The 17,682-nt window shown below is 61.1% G+C and carries 20 protein-coding genes; 15 read left to right on the top strand and 5 right to left on the bottom strand.

Going from position 1 to position 17,682, the window contains the following annotated elements; all coding sequences use genetic code 11:
- The gene (rlmB, locus tag SPITH_RS09740) at positions 1–726 is read left to right on the top strand and encodes a 23S rRNA (guanosine(2251)-2'-O)-methyltransferase RlmB (protein ID WP_014625492.1); all 726 of its coding nucleotides are present in this window, start codon (positions 1–3) and stop codon (positions 724–726) included.
- Here the strand turns inward: rlmB and dusB are convergent.
- Positions 723–1,724, bottom strand: a complete 1,002-nt coding sequence (dusB, locus tag SPITH_RS09735) for a tRNA dihydrouridine synthase DusB (protein WP_014625491.1) — start codon at positions 1,722–1,724, stop codon at positions 723–725. The two genes, rlmB and dusB, sit on opposite strands and share 4 nt — an antisense overlap.
- Positions 1,725–1,731: 7 nt before the next feature.
- Positions 1,732–2,505, bottom strand: coding sequence for a TatD family hydrolase (locus SPITH_RS09730; RefSeq protein WP_014625490.1), 774 nt, complete (start codon positions 2,503–2,505; stop codon positions 1,732–1,734).
- A 146-nt stretch (positions 2,506–2,651) separates the two neighbouring features.
- On the opposite strand from SPITH_RS09730, the gene SPITH_RS09725 reads away from it, so the two are divergent.
- The 8 genes from SPITH_RS09725 to lnt all read left to right on the top strand — a co-directional run bounded on the left by SPITH_RS09725 (position 2,652) and on the right by lnt (position 8,065).
- Entirely contained in the window at positions 2,652–3,686 is a 1,035-nt protein-coding gene (locus SPITH_RS09725; RefSeq protein ID WP_014625489.1) for a M23 family metallopeptidase, read from the top strand.
- The gene (locus tag SPITH_RS09720) at positions 3,686–4,066 is read left to right on the top strand and encodes a bactofilin family protein (RefSeq protein ID WP_014625488.1); all 381 of its coding nucleotides are present in this window, start codon (positions 3,686–3,688) and stop codon (positions 4,064–4,066) included. Before SPITH_RS09725 ends, SPITH_RS09720 begins: the two co-directional genes overlap by 1 nt.
- The gene (locus SPITH_RS09715; protein ID WP_014625487.1) at positions 4,066–4,566 is read left to right on the top strand and encodes a YaaR family protein; all 501 of its coding nucleotides are present in this window, start codon (positions 4,066–4,068) and stop codon (positions 4,564–4,566) included. Before SPITH_RS09720 ends, SPITH_RS09715 begins: the two co-directional genes overlap by 1 nt.
- A gap of 20 nt (positions 4,567–4,586) precedes the next feature.
- Positions 4,587–5,510 (top strand): PSP1 domain-containing protein, encoded by a 924-nt coding sequence (locus tag SPITH_RS09710; protein ID WP_014625486.1) that lies wholly within the window; start codon positions 4,587–4,589, stop codon positions 5,508–5,510.
- 59 nt (positions 5,511–5,569) lie between these two features.
- Positions 5,570–5,740 (top strand): hypothetical protein, encoded by a 171-nt coding sequence (locus SPITH_RS12190; RefSeq protein WP_013314633.1) that lies wholly within the window; start codon positions 5,570–5,572, stop codon positions 5,738–5,740.
- 70 nt (positions 5,741–5,810) lie between these two features.
- On the top strand, positions 5,811–6,077 hold the full coding sequence (gene rpsT, locus SPITH_RS09705; protein ID WP_014625485.1) for a 30S ribosomal protein S20: 267 nt from the start codon (positions 5,811–5,813) through the stop codon (positions 6,075–6,077).
- Positions 6,078–6,116: 39 nt separating this feature from the next.
- Positions 6,117–6,425, top strand: a complete 309-nt coding sequence (locus tag SPITH_RS09700; RefSeq protein WP_014625484.1) for an HU family DNA-binding protein — start codon at positions 6,117–6,119, stop codon at positions 6,423–6,425.
- A gap of 38 nt (positions 6,426–6,463) precedes the next feature.
- Entirely contained in the window at positions 6,464–8,065 is a 1,602-nt protein-coding gene (lnt, locus tag SPITH_RS09695; RefSeq protein WP_041624355.1) for an apolipoprotein N-acyltransferase, read from the top strand.
- 4 nt (positions 8,066–8,069) lie between these two features.
- On the opposite strand, the gene pepF is transcribed toward lnt, so the two are convergent.
- Genes pepF through SPITH_RS09680 form a run of 3 tightly spaced genes read right to left on the bottom strand, consistent with a single transcriptional unit; the run spans position 8,070 to position 10,944 of the window.
- The gene (pepF, locus tag SPITH_RS09690; RefSeq protein ID WP_014625482.1) at positions 8,070–9,872 is read right to left on the bottom strand and encodes an oligoendopeptidase F; all 1,803 of its coding nucleotides are present in this window, start codon (positions 9,870–9,872) and stop codon (positions 8,070–8,072) included.
- Positions 9,869–10,453, bottom strand: a complete 585-nt coding sequence (gene rdgB, locus SPITH_RS09685) for an RdgB/HAM1 family non-canonical purine NTP pyrophosphatase (protein ID WP_014625481.1) — start codon at positions 10,451–10,453, stop codon at positions 9,869–9,871. The genes pepF and rdgB overlap by 4 nt, the downstream gene beginning before the upstream one ends.
- Complete coding sequence (locus SPITH_RS09680; protein ID WP_014625480.1) at positions 10,450–10,944, bottom strand: methylglyoxal synthase; 495 nt, start codon at positions 10,942–10,944, stop codon at positions 10,450–10,452. The genes rdgB and SPITH_RS09680 overlap by 4 nt, the downstream gene beginning before the upstream one ends.
- Before the next feature lie 181 nt (positions 10,945–11,125).
- Here SPITH_RS09680 and SPITH_RS09675 point away from each other — a divergent pair, with 181 nt between their 5' ends.
- The 6 genes from SPITH_RS09675 to SPITH_RS09650 all read left to right on the top strand — a co-directional run bounded on the left by SPITH_RS09675 (position 11,126) and on the right by SPITH_RS09650 (position 17,682).
- Positions 11,126–12,388 (top strand): ABC transporter substrate-binding protein, encoded by a 1,263-nt coding sequence (locus SPITH_RS09675; protein WP_014625479.1) that lies wholly within the window; start codon positions 11,126–11,128, stop codon positions 12,386–12,388.
- Between the two features lie 63 nt (positions 12,389–12,451).
- Positions 12,452–13,345 carry a carbohydrate ABC transporter permease gene (locus SPITH_RS09670; protein ID WP_014625478.1) on the top strand — a complete coding sequence of 298 codons (894 nt, stop codon included), beginning with the start codon at positions 12,452–12,454 and terminating at the stop codon, positions 13,343–13,345.
- Positions 13,342–14,205, top strand: a complete 864-nt coding sequence (locus SPITH_RS09665; protein WP_014625477.1) for a carbohydrate ABC transporter permease — start codon at positions 13,342–13,344, stop codon at positions 14,203–14,205. The genes SPITH_RS09670 and SPITH_RS09665 overlap by 4 nt, the downstream gene beginning before the upstream one ends.
- A gap of 2 nt (positions 14,206–14,207) precedes the next feature.
- Entirely contained in the window at positions 14,208–15,854 is a 1,647-nt protein-coding gene (locus SPITH_RS09660) for a glycoside hydrolase family 43 protein (protein WP_014625476.1), read from the top strand.
- Between the two features lie 56 nt (positions 15,855–15,910).
- Positions 15,911–17,026, top strand: a complete 1,116-nt coding sequence (locus SPITH_RS09655) for a GntR family transcriptional regulator (protein ID WP_014625475.1) — start codon at positions 15,911–15,913, stop codon at positions 17,024–17,026.
- Positions 17,027–17,064: 38 nt separating this feature from the next.
- Positions 17,065–17,682, top strand: a complete 618-nt coding sequence (locus SPITH_RS09650; RefSeq protein WP_014625474.1) for an IMPACT family protein — start codon at positions 17,065–17,067, stop codon at positions 17,680–17,682.

The raw sequence follows: 17,682 nt of genomic DNA, 5'->3' as shown, positions 1-17,682 counted from the left end.
ATGCGCTCGGTGTATATCACGGGGAAGAGGGCCGTTGAGACCTATCTCGTCGACCCCGGGGTGAAGGAGCGGGTGGTCTGCCTCTATGTGACCGATCCGCACCATCACCGCCACTTCCTTTCGCTCGCACGGGAGGCCGGCATACGGAGCGAGGTCTGTTCCGCACAGGAACTCTCCAGATACGTGGGAACCCACAGGGGATTCGCGCTCGAAGTGCTCCGTACCTTCAAGGAGGCTACCCTCGAGGATCTGTGCGGACAAGCGCAGGAGAACGCCCTCCTCGTGGCGCTCGATCATCTCCAGGACCCGCACAACGTGGGCGCCATCCTCCGTTCCGCGGATCAGTTCGGAGCCCTTGGGGTCATCATCCCGGAACGGCGTGCGGTGAAGGACGCCGCGTCCATCTCCAAGAGTTCGAGCGGGGCCGATGCCTTCGTGCCGGTGGTGGTGGAGACGAACCTCCGGCGGGCCCTCCTCCACGTGAAGAAGGCGGGGTTCTGGGTCTACGGTGCCGACATGGAAGGGCAGCCCGTACACGAGGTGGATCTCTCCGGGCGGGTCTGTCTGGTGCTCGGAGCCGAGGGCAAAGGGCTCTCCCGCCTCCTCCGGGAGGAAGTCGACCTGCTCGTCGCCGTCCCCGCCCACGGGCACGTGGACTCGTTCAACGTCTCGGTGGCGGCCGGCATCCTCATGTACGAGGTGCGCAGGCAGCAGGGGTGGTTCTAGCGGACGGATTCCCCATCCGGGAGGAGTTCCTCCAGGATGGTGAGGTAGGCCTCCCGGGTCGAGGCCCTCACGAGACGTTCCCTCACCCGAGCGGCGCCGGGAAGACCTTTCACGTACCAGCCCATGTGCTTCCTCATCTCCCTGCAGGCGATCTCTTCTCCCTTGTATGCGATGGCACGCTCGAGATGCTCGCGCATCGTCTCCACCCGTTCCCGAAGGGAGATGGGTGCATACCCGCCCGTTTCCAGCAGGTCGCGGATCTGGCGGAAGATCCACGGAGCGCCGAGAGCCCCACGGGCAACCAACACGGCGTCACAACCCGTCTCCTCCAGGACCGCCCGCGCGGCTTCGGGGGAGAGGATGTCGCCCGAAGCGATGACCGGGTGTGAGGGATGTCGTGCCTTGAGATCTGCGATGTGTTCCCATCGGGCGGCTCCGGCATAGCCTTGAGCCCGGGTACGGGGATGGAGGCAGACCGCTCCTGCTCCCGCCTCGAAGGCCGCCTGGGCCACCTCCCGGTAGGTGAGCGAGAGGTCGTCCCATCCCGAGCGGATCTTCACGGTCACCGGTACGGATGAGGCTTCCCTCATGGCCTTCACCATGGCGTACACGCGTTCCGGGTCTCTCATGAGTGCCGCCCCTGCACCGGTTTTCACCACCTTGGGGATGGGACATCCACAGTTGAGGTCGAAGAGGGTGGGGGCGAGGGGACTGAGCATCTCCACGGCACGGGCGAGCATATCGGGACGTGAGCTGAACAGCTGTATGCCCCAGAATCGTTCCTTCGGGCTTCTCCGGACGAGGGAAAATGTCTTTCCCGTATTGTAGACGATTCCTTCCGCCGAGACCATCTCCGTATAGGTCATGGATGCGCCGAAGGAGATGCAGACCTCCCGGAAGGGGAGGTCCGAGACACCTGCGAGCGGGGCGAGGAACAGATTGCCTGGGATGAGACGGTCCCCTATCCTCAGGGACTCCGTACGGGCATGTCCGTTCATGTGTGATCTATTGTGCTATCCGGAAGAAGGTGAGGGCGTTTTGACACGTGACCTCGGCGATCTCCTCGGGACTCTCCTCCCTGATCTCGGCGAGAAACTTCACGGTCTCCGCCAGGTATGAGGGACGGTTACGCTTCCCTCGATAGACCGAGGGGACCATGAAGGGACTCTCGGTCTCCACCAGCATGCGGTCGAGGGGAATCTTACGTGCGACTTCCTGGAGGTCGCGGGCGTTCCTGTAGGTCACGTTTCCCGCGAAGGAGATGTAGAGATTGAGTTCGAGGGCCTTCCGGGCGAAGTCCCAATTTTCGGAGAAACAGTGCAGAATGCCGCCGCGAGGGGGAAGCTTCTCCCGCAGTATCTCGAGCACGTCTTTGCCCGCTTCACGGTTGTGAATGATCACGGGGAGGTCGAACTTCTCGGCCAGTTCAAGCTGCCTGATGAACAGTTCGATCTGGGAGTCCCGATCGCCGAATTTTCGGTAATAATCCAGACCTGTTTCGCCGATAGCTACAACACGGGGGAGGCGTACGCTCTCCTCGATCTTGAGTTCCCAGTCTCTCCCGGGACTGGTGACCTCTGAAGGCGCGACCCCCACGGCGTGGTATACATGAGAGACCGACTTGAGGTTTTCATAGACGGTGGAGAAATCGCGCAGGCTGTTGCAGATGCTCACGATGCCCACCACGCCCGCCTGCTTCGCCTCCTGAACGACGATGAGCTGCTCGATGGGGTCTTCGTGGATCAGTCCTATATGTGCATGCGAGTCAAACAATCGCATATGTCTCCTGCTTTGTATGATGATGTCGGGAACTTGTCACTACCATACCATGATCTCCCCCTCCCGTCAATCGATTATTTCCGTTTGACAAACTCTTTCCCTTCATGCTACTCTTTGATCAAGAGATGTGAAAAAGGGGTACCTCCGTGTCAGTGACACGTAATTATAAACGTCTGGAAGAGGCGGCGAGCAGGAAGGCCTTCTGGCGCATCAAGCGGCTGGGGCGGGCGATAGGTGGGGTCCTCGGCAGGTTTGGGGGCATTCTAAAAAAGAAGTACACCATCATGCTCATCCCCCACTTCGAAGACAAGGTGATCAATATCCAGGTGTCCCTCTTCCTCCTCTTCTTTCTGGGCGCCCTCCTCGTGGGGGTGATAGCGGGCTTCGTGTGGACCGGCTCGAGGGTCACGGGCATCACGGCCCTCCTCGAACAGAAGGAGGCCTCGCTCTCCTCCGTGGAGGCGAACCTGGACAAGGTGAAGGGCGAGCTCTCGGAGCTCCGGGAGGTGGCGGCCCTTTTCAAGCAGTCCCTCGCCCAGACCGCCTCGCTCCTGGGAGAGACGGGGGACGACCCCGGCGACGATCTCCAGGAAGAGGGTGATCTCGCAGGGATCTCTCACGAACTCTCCTTGAGTGCAGGAGACGTCAAGGAGCTCGCGGAGATCCGGGAGCTCAAGGTTTCCCTCCAGCAGGCGGTCGATTCGCTTTCCCAGGTACAGAACGTGTTGAATGCTCAGAAGGAACTGTTGGTGAATATCCCGAGCATATGGCCCGTCCAGGGCGGCAGGGGTATCATCACCCAGTACTTCGGTCCCTCGATCCATCCCTTCTACAAGTACTGGTACCTTCACAAGGGGGTGGATATCGCCTATCCCTATGCGGTGCCCGTCTTGGCCACCGCGAACGGCAAGGTGGTGGAGGCGAAGTCGGATCCCCTTGGATGGGGGAACTACGTGGTCATCCGCCATCGCTATGGATTCTATACCCGTTACGCCCATCTCCAGTACTATCTGGTGAAGAAGGGGCAGGAGGTCCATCAGGGACAGGTGATCGGGATGATGGGGTCCACCGGCCTCTCCACGGGTCGGCACCTCCACTACGAGGTGATGATCGGTTCCGAGGTGATCGATCCTCTCAAGTTCTTGAATATCTCTCACCAGCATGTGGTGGTAGAGGATTGATGAGCGAGACACACGTCAATTCCGTCATCGGCGCAGGTACACTCCTGGAGGGCACGATAAAGGGTGCCCACTTCCTCCGTGTCGACGGGGATGTGATAGGGACCATCGAGGTGAGTGGAGAGGTGGTCATCGGAAAGAACGCCCGCTGTGAGGGAGTGCTCAGGGCGGGGAAGGTGACGGTCGGTGGGGTCTTCAGGGGCGAGATGGAGGTGAGGAAGGGGGTTCATCTCCTTTCCTCCGGGGTGGTGATGGGGACCGTGCGGGCGCCGGCCCTCAGGATCGATGAGGGTGCGGTTTTCCATGCCCGGTGTGCGGTCCGTCCGGAGGCAGCCCAGGACGGGGACACGCCGGTCATCCATCCTTCCAGGGCGGCGGGCTGATGGAACCGGTGGAGCCGGGAGCCGGCTACTTCTTCGCCTCGCTCCATCCCGAAGCAGGTGCGCCTCCCCGTGGGAAGAGATCCCGGAAAGGGAAGCGTGTGTCCTTCCGGTCCCTGTTCCCCAGGGAGACGGCGCCGGAGGTGGATGGACATCCCGGAGTGGACGAGGGTGGGGGGACGGTACAGAGCCTCGAGGCCCTCGTCGATGGGGTGCACGAGGCCGGCGAGCGCCTGAAAGAACATCCTACGCTCTCCCAGGCGCGGGCCTACAGGGAGGCGGTGAAACGCCTCCTCTCCTACGCCGTAAAGCACATGCTCACGCTCGAAGAGCACACTTCAGGATCTCACCTCGTCCGGAGGAAGAAGTACGCCCTCGTGAGGGTGATCGACGAGAAGCTGGAGCGTTTGATCTCGGGGATCCTCTTGCAACAGGTGGATCAGCTTTCCCTTCTCGCACGGGTGGAGGAGATCCAAGGCCTCCTCGTTGATTTATTTTCCTGAAACGAGTAGAGTCGTTGGGTATGAACGAACAGCAGAGCCCCTGTGCCTCCTGCGGGGGGTGTGAACCTCACACCGAGGGGAGCCCCGCCGCCTGGGTGGTGAAGGTTGTCCATACGAGCGAGACCGAGATCTGCAGAGAGCCGCAAGGGTGGACCCCGCTCCCCGGAGATCATGTGATCGTAGAGAGCAAGTACGGAAAGGATCTGGGGAAGGTGCTCGGACCGGTGCGGGACATCTCCCGATTCCTCCAGGGGAGGAAGCCCGAAGAGGTGCTTCGGCGCATCCACCGCAAGGCCACGGCCGAGGATATCGAGCGGTACGAACACCTCAAGGGGGAAGAGGACCGCGCCTTCCGGATCTGCATCCAGAAGATCGAGGAGCACCGTCTCGACATGAAGCTGGTCTCGGTGCACTATCTCACGGACGAGCCGAAGATCCTCTTCTTCTTCACCGCCGAGGGAAGGGTCGATTTCCGGGCCCTCGTCCGGGATCTCGTGGCGATCTTCAAGAAGCGGATAGAGCTCCGCCAGATCGGCGTCCGGGATGAGACCCGTCTCCTGGGTGGGGTGGGGATCTGCGGTCGTGGACTCTGCTGCCATGCCGTCACCGATCACCTCGTCCCGGTTTCCATCAGGATGGCCAAGGCGCAGAACCTCTCCCTCAACTCGATGAAGATATCGGGACCTTGCGGAAGGCTCCTCTGCTGTCTCGCCTATGAGGCCGAGACCTACGAGGTGGAGAGGGCCCACTTCCCGCCGGAGAATACGCGCCTCCGCTACGAAGGTGCACACTACAAGGTGCTGGAGGTGAACATCCTCACCCGGCAGGTGATCCTCGCAGGGCCCGAAGGGCAGCGGCTCGTGCTCCCGGAGGAGGCCTTCGTCCGGGACGAGGACGGAAAGACGTGGAGCTTCAAGGAGGGAGCCCTCTCGTCGCTCGATTGACACATCGAGCGAGCGTGTGTTAGTATTCCTTCCACCGTAAAGGATTTCGGAGGAGAAAGATGGGGAAGATAAGCAAAAACGCGAAAGTGGGCCGTGGTGCGCAGAAGTTCTTCTGTCCGTGCGGCGGCGAGGTGAAGATGAAGGCCGTGTTCCAGAACGGCAAGATGAAACTCCAGGCCGTCTGCGAGAAATGCAAGCGGACCGAGCGGAGGCCGAAAGATTTCGTGTAAATCTGTTTTAAAATATTGACCTGTCGATACTTGTGTGTTATCTTAAGTACTAAGAGTCGGGAGGAGTGTTTTGGCTACCAAGAGTGCATTGAAGCGGCACAGGCAGAGTGTGAAGCGCTATCTGCGGAACAAGGCTGCGAAGAGCCGTATACGGACCGAGGTGAAGAAGTTCCTGGCTGCGGTGGGCGAGGGCGACAAGGAGAAGGCCGAGGCCCAGCTGCGTGTGGCGGTGAAGTATCTCGACACCTATGCGAGGAAAGGCATCATCCACCCGAACACGGCGGCCCGGAAGAAGTCCCGCCTCTACAAGAAGTTGAATGCCATGAGTGCGGGATAACATCCCTCAGGGGGGAGCCCCCTGGCAAAAGGAGTGCCTGTGGCAAGGAAGACGGAAAAACTGACCAAGGCCCAGATCGTTGAGAATATTTCGCAGCACTGTGACCTGAGCAAGAAGGATATCCAGTTCGTCATCGATTCTTTTTTTTCCGAGGTGAAGCGGGCACTTGTGGAAGGAAAGACCGTGGAACTGCGGGGGTTCGGGACCTTCGAGATCCGCGTGAGGAAGGGCAGGGAGCGTGCCCGCAATCCGAAGACGGGTGAGATCGTGAAGGTCGAGGATCATGGAGTGGCGGTCTTCCGTCCGGGCAAGGAACTGAAAGATTCCGTGTGGAACGTGAGGATGTGAGAGACCTTTCCCAGGAGAGGGCACTGGTGAGCAGCCGGATGCGGGTATGGTGCGAGGGACGGACGGGAGGCGGGAGGTTCTGTCTCCTGGTGGTGAGCAGCATTCTTTTCGCCCTCTCTTTCCCCAATCATGTCGTTCTCGAAGGGATCCCTCTTCTCGCCTATGTCGCACTGGTGCCGGTCTTTCCGGTGGTACGGTACGGCCGTTGGTTCGAGATGCCCTTCTACGGTATCTTCTACGGCTTTCTTTCGTACGCCCTGTTCAACTACTGGCTCGCTCCGTTCCACCCGTTGGCGATCATCATCGTGCCGGTGATCTATGCCACCTATTTCCTGATGGTCTTCCCCCTGCTCAAACTCGCCGACGTACTGTTTCCCAGGCGGGGGTATCTGGTCCAGACCCTCGTCTGGATCGGGTACGAGTACCTCAAGACCACCGGCTTCCTGGGCTACGCCTACGGGATCATGGGGTATTCCCAGTACGCCTTCCTCCCTCTCATCCAGATCGCGGACGTGACCGGGGTCTGGGGTGTCTCTCTCCTCGTGGTCTTCCCTTCGGCCTTCCTTGGATGGGGCCTGATGCATGGGGTGCACCGTCTGAGGGAGTGGTGCGCAAGGGAGCGATGGGTCATCGCCGGATACGGCCTCCTTCTCCTCGTTGCGCTCGTCTACGGCCTCTTCGCCCCGGTGGACTACTCGACGGCTCCGAGGTGGAAGGTGGCCCTCGTCCAGCACGACAAGGACCCGTGGAAGGGCGGGCTCGCGGCCTACCGTGACGGGCTCGAACGCCTCATGCGGTTGAGCGACGAGGCTCTCGAGGAGGATCCCAGGATCGAGGCCGTGGTCTGGTCCGAGACGGCCTTCGTGCCCAGCATCTACTGGCACCTCCACGTGGGAACGGATCCCGAGTCCACGGCGCTCGTGAACCGCCTCCTCACATATCTCGATTCACGGGATCCGGTGGTGTTCGTGTTCGGGAACGACGACGGCCGGCCGGTGAAGGATGCACAGGGCAGGATGTCTCGCGTGGACTACAACGCGGTCTACGTGTGGAAGGACGGCGAGCTCCTCGGGCCGTACCGCAAGATCCATCTCGTGCCCTTCACCGAGCACTTCCCCTATGAACGTCAGCTGCCGGGGATCTACCAGTGGCTCAAGAACGCCGACACCCACTTCTGGGAGAAGGGCTCCGATTACACGGTGTTCGACCTGGGCAAGGTGAGGCTTTCCACCCTCGTGTGCTTCGAGGACACCTTCGGGTACCTTTCCCGGGAGTTCGTCCGGCGGGGGGCGGAGGTGCTCGTGAACCTCACCAACGACAGCTGGTCCGGGCTCCCGAGCAATGCGATGCAACACATGACGATCTCGGTCTTCAGGGCGGTGGAGAACAGGCGGTCCCTCGTACGGAGTACGAACGGGGGGATCACCACCGCCATCTCCCCCAACGGCGAGATCCTCGCCAGCCTCCCCCCGTTCGTGCAGGACTACCTCGTCTGTGAGGTGCCTGTCTTCACCGGACGCACGACCCTCTATACCCGTTGGGGCGACTGGTTCGCCTGGTTCGTCCTCTCCCTTGCCTCCCTCCTCCTCGCAGGGGGCCTCGTCTTCCGCCTCGGAAGACGCCTCCTCCGTTCGCGTTGACGTCTCACGTCCTGGATAGCCCTGCTTTGAGCGCCTCGAGGTGCTCCTCGAAAACACGGTGGAGCACCTGGTAGGGGTCCTCGGAGAGGAGGTCCACCCCCGCTTCCCTGAGTGTCTCGAGTGGGAAGCTGCTTCCGCCACGCGAGAGGAACCTGAGGTAGGCCTCCACGGCGCCTTCCTTCCCCTCTATCACGGCCTTCGAGAGGGTGACGGCGGCGGTGATACCGGTGGCGTACTGATAGACGTAGAAGGAGCGGTAGAAGTGGGGGATCCGGAAACACTCGTAGGGGTCGAGTCCTTCTATCGAGACGGCGGGACCGAAGTACTTCTCGAGCAGGGCGTGGTAGGTCTCGAGGAAGAAGTTCGTGGTGAGGGCGTGTCCCTCCTCGGCCGCACGATGACAGATGAGTTCGAACTCGGCGAACATCGTCTGCCTGAAGTAGGTCCCTATGATTTCGTCGAGGTGACGGTTGTGGAGGTAGAGGATAAGCCGCGCGTCTTCTGTCGTGGAAAACAGGTAGGAGAGGAGGAGCTCTTCGTTGAAGGTGGAGGCGACCTCGGCTTCGAAGATGGAGTACTGGTAGTGGGGGAAGGGGTTGGACCGGGCGCTGTAGTAGGAGTGCATGGAGTGGCCCGCCTCGTGGGCGAGGGTGAAGACGTGGCGGATGACCCGGGGGTCGTAGTTGAGGAGGATGTAGGGGGCCCCCCTGTAGCTGCCGTAGGAGAAGGCGCCGGATCGCTTTCCTCTGTTCTCGTAGCGGTCCACCCATCCGCCGAGGAGCCCGTCCCGCATGGTGCGGGTATAGTCCTCTCCCAGGGGGGAGAGTGCCTCGGCCACGAGGTTCACGGCCCGCTCGTACGGATAGTGCACCTCCACCTCCTTCACGAGAGGGACCTTCGTGTCGAAGAGTCGCAAGGGGTGCAGCTCGAGAAGGTCGGCGCGCACTCTCCAGTACTCGTGGAGGAGAGGGATGGCCGTCTCCACCTGGGTGATCAGATGGGTGTAGAGCTCCACCGGCACGTTGTCGGCGAAGAGGGCGGCGTGGAGGGAGGAGGGGTGGTTCCTGAGTCGGGCTTCGGCGGCGTCCTGCTGGACCTGGGTGGCGTAGAGGGTGGAGATGGTATGCTGATGGGACTTGTAGGCCTCGAGGTAGCGGCTGTACGCCTGTTCCCGGAGGGTCCGATCGGGATGCTCCATGAACCAGAGGTAGGTCCCGTGGGTGAGGGGCCGCTCGCCTTCAGGGGTAAGGATGGTCCCGAAGGTGAGGTCGACGTCGTTGAGTGAGGAGAAGGTGCGTCTCGCGAGGGAGCGGGGCATGGCGAGGGTGGCGAGGATACGTTCCTGCTCTTCGGGGAGGATGTGGGGACGATAGCGGAGGAGCTTCTCGAGCCATATGCGGAAGTCGGCAAGATCTTCGCGATGGAGGAGTTCCTCCACCACTGTCTCGCTGAGGCGTACGAGCTCCGGTTCCACGAAGCTGAGTGCGCTCTGGAACTCCGTGCTCCAGGAGAGGTAGGTATTCCAGAGCCTCTGGCGGTCGGGGTCCCCGCCGTCCTCCGAGAGACGGAGGTAGGCGTAGACACCCAGGGCCTCCATCTCCTCGAGGACTTCGAAATACCGGCGGAGGAAGCCCCCTACGGTGAGTGCATCTCCCCCGGCGAGTCTTCCCCTGTACGAGGTGAGGTCGGGGAGCATGCCTTTGACCTCGGTGAGGGCCTCCTCCCATGCCCCGTCCGAGGGAAAGAGGGAGGAGAGATCCCAGCAGTCTTCCAGGCTCTGTTGGTCTCGGGTAGGAAGGTCGGTCATGTGAGGTCCTCCATGAGTAGACGTAGTTTCCGGGCAGCCTTGCCCCTGTGGGAAATCCGGTTCTTCTCCTCGAGTGAGACCTCGGCGAGGTGCCGACCGTCGGGGAGGAGAAAGATGGGATCGTAGCCGAAGCCGTGGGTGCCCCGTGATTCGCGTGCGATGGTACCCTCGAGGGTTTCCTGGACGATGTAGAACCGTTGCGGGGAGAGGAGGAGCACCATACAGCATACGAAGGCGGCCCTCCTGTCGCTCTCGTCATCGAGCATCCCGAGAAGGAGGGCGTTCTTCTCCTCTGCCGAGAGGCTCCTCCCTGCCTCCTCCCCGAAGCGGGCCGATCGCACGCCCGGAGCACCGCCCAATGCCTCCACCACGAGGCCCGAGTCGTCGGCAAGGACCGGTGCGCTCACCAGGTCATGGAGTGCCTGGGCCTTGGCGAGCGCATTTTCCAAGAAGGTGGCCCCCTTCTCCTCACAGCGGAATTCGATTCCCTCCTCTTCCGGAAGGAGGAGACGATGGGGCGAGAGGAGGGGGGCGATCTCCTCTTTCTTGTGGCGGTTGTTGCTCGCGAGATAGATGGTCACGAGATTCCTCCTCGGGCGTCGACGCCGGGGATGCTCCGCCTGAGGTACACGGAATAGTCCTTCCGGACGGGCTCGTACTGTTGATAGAAGAGGGGGGAGGAGATGATGAAGTCGGCCGTCGACCTGTTGTTGGCAACAGGGATGTTGTAAAGCACGGCGATCCTGAGGAGGGCCTTTACATCCACGTCGTGAGGTTGTGGTTCCATGGGATCCCAGAGGAAGATGAGGATGTCTATCTTCCCTTCCGCTATCATGGCTCCCATCTGCTGGTCTCCTCCGAGAGGGCCTGATTTGAGCTGGACGATGGGGTGGGCCTGTCGGTCGCCGGGCTCCATGAGCTCCTCTATGGTCTGCTGGACGAGTCTCCCGGTGGTCCCCGTGCAGACCAGCCTGTGTTGAATGAGGGTCTTGTAGTTCCACCTCACCCATTCGATGAGGTCCTGTTTCCGGTTGTCGTGGGCCACGAGGCCTATGGTCTTCACGAAGTCCATGTGCGTCTCCTCTCGCGGGGATGTACAGCTGCAGTATAGAGGGAAGACCGTCGTGAGGCAATCTTCGTCGACCGTGGAATAGTTGATTGCGTGAAATTTCCTCTTGTCACACCTCAGAACCCGTGCTATACTTTCTCTGGTTGTTCCTACAACTCAATATCTATCTACCAGGAGGTATCGTATGAAGAAGCTCTCCTTTCTTCTGGTAGGACTCGTTGTGGCAGTGCTCCTCGCAGGATGTGCGAAGAAGGAGGAGGCTGCGGCAGCTGCTCCTGCCAAGATCGTGGTGTGGTCCTTCACCGACGAGCTCCAGAAACCGATCGATCGGTTCAAGGAAAAGACCGGCATCGACTACGAGTTCACCATCGTGCCCCACGAGGACTACATGACGAAGCTCAGACAGGTGCTCGCCTCCGGTGTGAACGTGCCTGACGTGTTCACCGGTGAGCAGCAGTTCGTGCGGGAGTTGGTGGAGAGCGGCTACTGGGACGACCTCTCCGGTCCTCCGTACAACGCCGATGTGTCCGACATGTATCCCTATGCCGTCGAGATGGCGACGGACGCGGACGGCAAGCTGAGGGGGCTCACCTGGCAGACGACCCCGGGCGGTGTGTTCTATAGGAGGGGAATCGCGAAGGAGTACCTCGGAACCGACGATCCCCAGGAAGTGGGTAAGTACTTCGCCAGCCTGGACAAGATGCTCGAGACCGCCCGAATGATGAAGGAGAAGAGCGGTGATACCGTGAAGTTCCTCCCCACCCTGGTGGAAACCCAGTGGATTCCCTACGCCCAGCGGAAACACGCCTTCGTGGAGGACGGGAAGTTCATCCTGGACGATGCATATCTGCCCTACTTCGACTTCGTGAAGACCCTTCGTGACGAAGGACTCACCGCCGAGGCAGGACAGTGGGGGCCCGCCTGGTTCGACGGGATGAAGAAGGACTCCAATATCTTCGCCTACTTCGGTTGTACGTGGTTCCTCCACTACGTGCTCAAGGCCAATGCCCCCGATTCAGAGGGTGACTGGGGACTCACCTCTCCGCCGGCCTTCTACTTCTGGGGCGGGACCTGGCTCGGTATCTACTCCGACAGCAAGAACAAGGAGAACGCCTGGAAGTTCGTCCACATGTTCACCCTCGAAGAGGAGACCCTCGAGTGGTGGGCGAAGGAGACGGGCGACTTCATCAGCAACCGGAAGGTGGTGGAGAAGATCAAGGACACCTTCGCCGAACCCTATCTCGGTGGTCAGAACCACTATGACTTCTTCGCGGATCTCGCGCCGAAGGTGAACGGTTCGCTCGTGACCGGCAAGGACCAGAACATCCTCGCCTTCATCAACCAGGCGGTGGCCGATTACGCCAATGGTGTGAAGAGCAAGGAAGAGGCGATCCAGTGGATCAAGGAACAGGTGAAGAACGCCTATCCTGAGCTCACTGTGGAGTAAGCATGTGAAGCATTACGGGGGCTGCAGAGGACCTCTGCAGCCCCCATTTTCATGGAGGGAACCGTGAAACGATACTTACAGATCGTGGGGCTCGGGTTCGTCGCCCCGTTCTTCCTCTTTTTGGTGGTGTTCCAGTTCTATCCCATCATCAACACCCTCATGTTGAGTTTCACCAACTACGACGGCCTCAAGAAGATGGACTGGGTGGGCCTGAAGAACTACGCAGACCTCATCGTGGACAAGTACTTCTGGCTCGCCTTCTTCAACACGTGGCGGATTTGGCTCCCCAACATCCTCATGCAGCTGGCACTCGCCTTTCTCGTGGCCTTCTTCTTCACCGACATCAGGTACAGGATCAAGGGGATAAGCGTGTTCCGGGCGGTCTACTACTTCCCCAACCTGGTGACCGCGGCGACCATCGCCCTGCTCATCAACGTGCTCCTCGACTGGAAGCACGGAGCGCTCAACCAGATCCTCTTCGCGGCCAACGAAGAGGCCTTCATCGATTGGTTCAGGGATCCCGTGAGGACCCAGTTCATCGTCTCGATCGTTCAGACCTGGCTCTGGTTCGGGTACACGGCCATCATCCTCACCACGGGGATCCAGGGTATCCCGAAGACGTACTATGAGGCGGCCTATGTGGACGGCGCGACCGCCTGGCAGGTCTTCTGGTCGATCACCATGCCGCTCCTTGCCCCGGTGATCACCTTCGTGCTCATCACCAGTCTCATCGGTGGTATGCAGATCTTCGATATCCCCTACATCCTCCGTATGGGACTCGCAGGGGAGAGCGGTCAGGCGGTCACCACCACGGTGATATACCTCTACGACCGTGGATTCCGCTACCACCGCATGGGCTATGCGGCATCGGTGGCCTGGGTGCTCTTCTTCCTGATCGTAATATTCTCACTCCTCTACTTCGTACTCGCGGGTCGAGAGAACAGGAGGAAACGATGATCGGAATGGAATCCTATTCGACAAGGATGTTCATCCAGCGGGTGCTGGTCTACGTGTTCCTCGTCATCCTCGCGGTGATCTGTCTCCTTCCCTTCTACATCACGTTCGTGAACGCCACGCGTTCGAGCATGGAGATCAATCAGGGACTGAGTCTCCTCCCCGGGAGTTCTCTGGGGAAGAACCTCGTCGCCCTGTGGGGCAAAGGGAAGGGGGAGAATCTCAACATCTTTCGGGGACTGAGGAACAGCTTCTTCGTGGCGACGTCCGCCACCCTCCTCGGCCTCTACGTGGCGGCCCTCGCGGGTTTCGGGTTCGCCTTCTACAACTTCCCGGCGAAACGGTTCCTGTTCGCCGTGGTCCTGGGGGTGATCATGGTGCCCGCACAGCTGGGTATCATAGGCTACTTCCAGCTCCTGAGTGCGTACCACATGCTCGACACCTTCTGGGCCCTCATCCTGCCGGGAGGGGCGAACGCCTTCGCGGTCTTCTTCCTGCGTCAGTACGCCTCCTCGATCATCGATCAGGAGATGCTCCAGGCGGCCCGCATCGAGGGTGCAGGGGAGTTGCAGATCTTCCACTGGTTGGGGCTTCCGCTCCTGACCCCGGGGCTCGCCACCATGGGGATCTTCGCCTTCGTGGGGAACTGGAACAACTACCTGCTCCCCCTCGTCGTGCTCTTTTCGAATGAGAAGTTCACGGTGCCCATCATCATAGGGCAGCTCAATACCAGTACCTACAAGACCGACTTCGGTATGCTCTACCTGGCGATCGCCCTTTCCCTGCTCCCCATCCTCATCGTGTACTCGATCGCCTCGAGGTTCATCATCGAGGGCATCAGCCTCGGCGCACTCAAGGAGTAGGCATGCGGACCATACGGAATCCGATTCTCCCCGGCTTCAATCCCGATCCTTCCATCGTGCGTGTGGGAGACGACTTCTACATCGCCACGTCCACCTTCGAGTGGTTTCCCGGTGTGCAGATCCACCACAGCAGGGATCTGGTGAACTGGGAGCTCGTGAGCCGCCCCCTGGACGACCCGGGGGCGCTCCCCCTCCAGGGGGTACGGGCTTCGGCCGGAGTGTGGGCCCCGTGCCTGAGCCACGACGGCGAACGGTTCTACCTCATCTTCTCGATCGTGCGCACCTGGACCGATCGGGGGAACTCCGAGGGGCCCAAGGATGTGCACAACTTCCTCACCACGGCTGAAGACGTGAGAGGTCCGTGGAGCGAGCCGGTCTACCTCAACTCGAGCGGGTTCGATCCTTCGCTCTTCCACGACGACGATGGGAAGAAGTGGCTCCTCAACATGGAGTGGGACTACCGTGAGGGACACAACCACTTCTCGGGGATCCTCCTCCAGGAGTACGATCCCGGGGCCAAGCGCCTCGTGGGGCCGGTGTACAAGATCTTCACCGGCACCTCCATCGGCCTCACCGAAGGGCCGCACCTCTACAAGCGGAACGGCTGGTACTACCTCATCGTCGCGGAGGGCGGGACCACCTATGCCCATGCGGTCACGTGTGCGCGATCGAGGAGCATCACTGGCCCGTACGAGGTGCACCCGCAGAATCCCATCCTCACGAGCGTGAGGGAGAGGGAGGGCTTCGATCGGGCGGTGGCGTATGGAGGGGACGTCCGCCCGTACCTTGCCGAGGGGCTCCAGAAGGCGGGACACGCGAGTATGTGTCCTTACACCGACGACCTGTGGGTACTCGTCCACCTGTGCGGCAGGCCCCTTCCGGGAACCCTTTACTGCCCGCTCGGGAGGGAGACGGCCCTCCAGGCGGTGCGGTGGGGCGAAGATGACTGGCCCCACGTGGAGGGAGGCCCCCATCCGCAGACCGAGGTGCGCCTGCCCGGTGATCCTGTGGAGAAGCGGGGTGGGGCCGTGTTCAAGGACGATTTCGACGGCCCGGGCTTGAGGCCCGAGTACCAGTTCCTCAGGATGCCGCTTGAGGGGAAGTACTCGCTCACCGAGCGGCCGGGTTTCGTACGCCTCTACGGACGCGAATCGATCCTCTCGGAGTTCGACCAGAGCCTCCTGGCCCGGAGGGTGGAACACTTCAGATGGCGGGCCCAGACGGCCGTGGAGTTCTCGCCGACGAGCTTTCAGCACATGGCGGGCCTCCTCGTACGCTACGACGAGTCGAACCAGTACTATCTCCGTATCTCTGCGGACGACGGGGGACGGAGAGTCTTGGGGCTCCTGGTCTACGATAGGGGCCTCCTCTCCATGCCCCTGGGAGACGACGAGGTGGTGCTCCCCGATGAGGGGCCGGTCTTCCTCAGGGTCGAGATGGATCTCTACGACGTCCGCTTCTCCTACTCGATCGACGGAGTGGAGTGGAAGGAGATTGGACCTGTGCTCCCCTCGTGGAAGCTCTCGGACGACTACGTGGTACCGCTGGGCTTCACGGGCATGTTCGTGGGGATCGCATGCCAGGACCTCAGGGGGACGGGGGTGTGGGCGGACTTCGATTACTTTCTTTATGAAGCGCTGGACGGATAGTCTTTTTTGCGGCATACTGGAAGTCATAAGATAAGACTTCCGTATGCGAGGCAGGCATGCACATTCGAGACGATCTCCACATACCCAAGTACCGTCAGCTCTACGACATCCTGATGCACAACATAGAAAAGGAAGGGCTCAAGGAGGGGGACAGGATCCCCTCCGAGCCCACTCTCATCCAGACCTATGGGGTGAGCAGGAACACGGTGCGCCAGGCCATCGACCTCCTGGTCCAGGAGGGAGTCGTCTATCGTATTCAGGGGAAGGGTACGTTCTACAAGGGGAAAGGGCGGGGGAGCGAGAAGAAGCCCTATCTCGTGGGGGTGATCACCCCCCTCACCAAGAAGTACATCTACCCTTCCATCCTGCAGGGTATAGAGGACTGCGCCTACGAGAGGCGCTACAGCCTCATCCTGGGGAACTCCGGAGGCGATACGGAGAAGGAGTGGCATCTCCTCCAGAACATGCTCCAGCGGGGGATCGAGGGACTCATCATAGAACCTGCGATGAGCGCGCATCTCAAGTCGAACACCCGACTCCTCACGGCCCTGGAGAGGCTCTCGATTCCCGTGGTGTTCATGGATTGCTACTACGAGGATCTCCCCTTCTCCTTCGTGACACCCGACGATGTGGAAGGGGGAAGGCTCGCCGCCTCTTACCTCATGAACTGGGGGCACAGGAGGGTGGGGATCGTCTACAAGAAGGACGTGGTGCCGGGTGTCCTCCGCCTCCAGGGGTTCCGTGAGGTGGTCCGTTCCCGAGGGGGTGAACTTCGGGAGGAGTGGGTGTGGGGGTTCACCGAAGCGGAGGACCAACCGGGCATGGATCCCGCCCGTAAGCTGGTGGCGGCGTTCCTCTCCCTCCCTCCTGAACGACGGCCCACCGCCCTCTTCTTCTACAACGATCTCTGTGCGATTCAGGGGTTGCAGGAGATCAGGAAGGCGGGGTTGTCGGTGCCCGGAGATGTCTCCATCCTGGGGTTCGACGATTCGGAGTACGCCCACTACGCCGAGATACCTCTCACCTCGCTCGTCCATCCCAAGGAAGAGCTGGGAAGGAAGGCCGCCGACCTCCTCTTCGAGGCCATCGATTCCGGGGATCGTTCCCCGAGGGTGGTGAAGCTGGTGCCCGGGATCGTGGAGCGCGAGTCCATGGGATCTCCCTCACGGTAGGCGTTGCCACATCGGAGCGTATCCGGTACTCTTGTGCCATGTCCGAGTTCCTCGTTCCTGCAGGAGAGGCGAGGGCCGAGCTGGAGATGCGGCGTTCCCGCTTCATCGCCCATGCGGTGCCGGCTTTTTCGGTCGCAGAGGCACGGGATGTCATCGAGGAGAGACGGAGGGAGTGGAGTGATGCCACACACGTGGTCTACGCCTATGTGGTGGGAAGTCCGCGTTCGGAGGTCCAGGGGATGAGCGACGACGGCGAGCCTCACGGTACGGCTGCGAGACCCGTCATGGCCCTCATCAGGGGGAGGAGGCTCTGGAACGTGGTGGTCACGGTGGTCCGCTACTTCGGCGGCGTGAAGCTCGGTACGGGCGGGCTCGTCCATGCCTATGCGGAAGCGGCCCGCAGGGCCCTCGACCGTCTCCCCGTGCGGCCCTTCGTCCCCATGGCGCGGATCCGGCTCGTGGTTCCCTATCCTCTGTTCTCACGATTGGGGCCCTTGCTCGAGGAGTACGAGGTGACGGTGCTCGAGCAGGAGTTCACTTCCGAGATCTCGCTCACGTGTCGTCTCCCCCGGCGGTGCCTCGAGGGCTTCTCGAAGGGGCTTCGGGATCTCGGATCGGGGAGCGACGTCGACATTCTGGAAGAGGAAGGAGCGTGA

It is taken from the genome of Spirochaeta thermophila DSM 6578 (genome assembly GCF_000184345.1).
GTDB classification, from domain to species: domain Bacteria; phylum Spirochaetota; class Spirochaetia; order Winmispirales; family Winmispiraceae; genus Winmispira; species Winmispira thermophila.
The sequence above is the reverse complement of the archived record's forward strand: the minus strand, read 5'-3'. Positions and strand labels throughout refer to the sequence as shown.

What these genes read in the sequence shown, in the direction of transcription:
- SPITH_RS09715 (WP_014625487.1), top strand. Translation starts at nt 4,066, where the DNA reads ATGGAACCGGTGGAGCCGGGAGCCGGCTACTTCTTCGCCTCGCTCCAT.
- lnt (WP_041624355.1), top strand. Translation starts at nt 6,464, where the DNA reads ATGCGGGTATGGTGCGAGGGACGGACGGGAGGCGGGAGGTTCTGTCTC.
- rlmB (WP_014625492.1), top strand. Translation starts at nt 1, where the DNA reads ATGCGCTCGGTGTATATCACGGGGAAGAGGGCCGTTGAGACCTATCTC.
- SPITH_RS09680 (WP_014625480.1), bottom strand. Translation starts at nt 10,944, where the DNA reads ATGGACTTCGTGAAGACCATAGGCCTCGTGGCCCACGACAACCGGAAA.
- SPITH_RS09660 (WP_014625476.1), top strand. Translation starts at nt 14,208, where the DNA reads ATGCGGACCATACGGAATCCGATTCTCCCCGGCTTCAATCCCGATCCT.
- SPITH_RS12190 (WP_013314633.1), top strand. Translation starts at nt 5,570, where the DNA reads ATGGGGAAGATAAGCAAAAACGCGAAAGTGGGCCGTGGTGCGCAGAAG.
- SPITH_RS09675 (WP_014625479.1), top strand. Translation starts at nt 11,126, where the DNA reads ATGAAGAAGCTCTCCTTTCTTCTGGTAGGACTCGTTGTGGCAGTGCTC.
- SPITH_RS09665 (WP_014625477.1), top strand. Translation starts at nt 13,342, where the DNA reads ATGATCGGAATGGAATCCTATTCGACAAGGATGTTCATCCAGCGGGTG.
- SPITH_RS09650 (WP_014625474.1), top strand. Translation starts at nt 17,065, where the DNA reads ATGTCCGAGTTCCTCGTTCCTGCAGGAGAGGCGAGGGCCGAGCTGGAG.
- pepF (WP_014625482.1), bottom strand. Translation starts at nt 9,872, where the DNA reads ATGACCGACCTTCCTACCCGAGACCAACAGAGCCTGGAAGACTGCTGG.
- SPITH_RS09710 (WP_014625486.1), top strand. Translation starts at nt 4,587, where the DNA reads ATGAACGAACAGCAGAGCCCCTGTGCCTCCTGCGGGGGGTGTGAACCT.
- SPITH_RS09730 (WP_014625490.1), bottom strand. Translation starts at nt 2,505, where the DNA reads ATGCGATTGTTTGACTCGCATGCACATATAGGACTGATCCACGAAGAC.
- SPITH_RS09720 (WP_014625488.1), top strand. Translation starts at nt 3,686, where the DNA reads ATGAGCGAGACACACGTCAATTCCGTCATCGGCGCAGGTACACTCCTG.
- SPITH_RS09655 (WP_014625475.1), top strand. Translation starts at nt 15,911, where the DNA reads ATGCACATTCGAGACGATCTCCACATACCCAAGTACCGTCAGCTCTAC.
- dusB (WP_014625491.1), bottom strand. Translation starts at nt 1,724, where the DNA reads ATGAACGGACATGCCCGTACGGAGTCCCTGAGGATAGGGGACCGTCTC.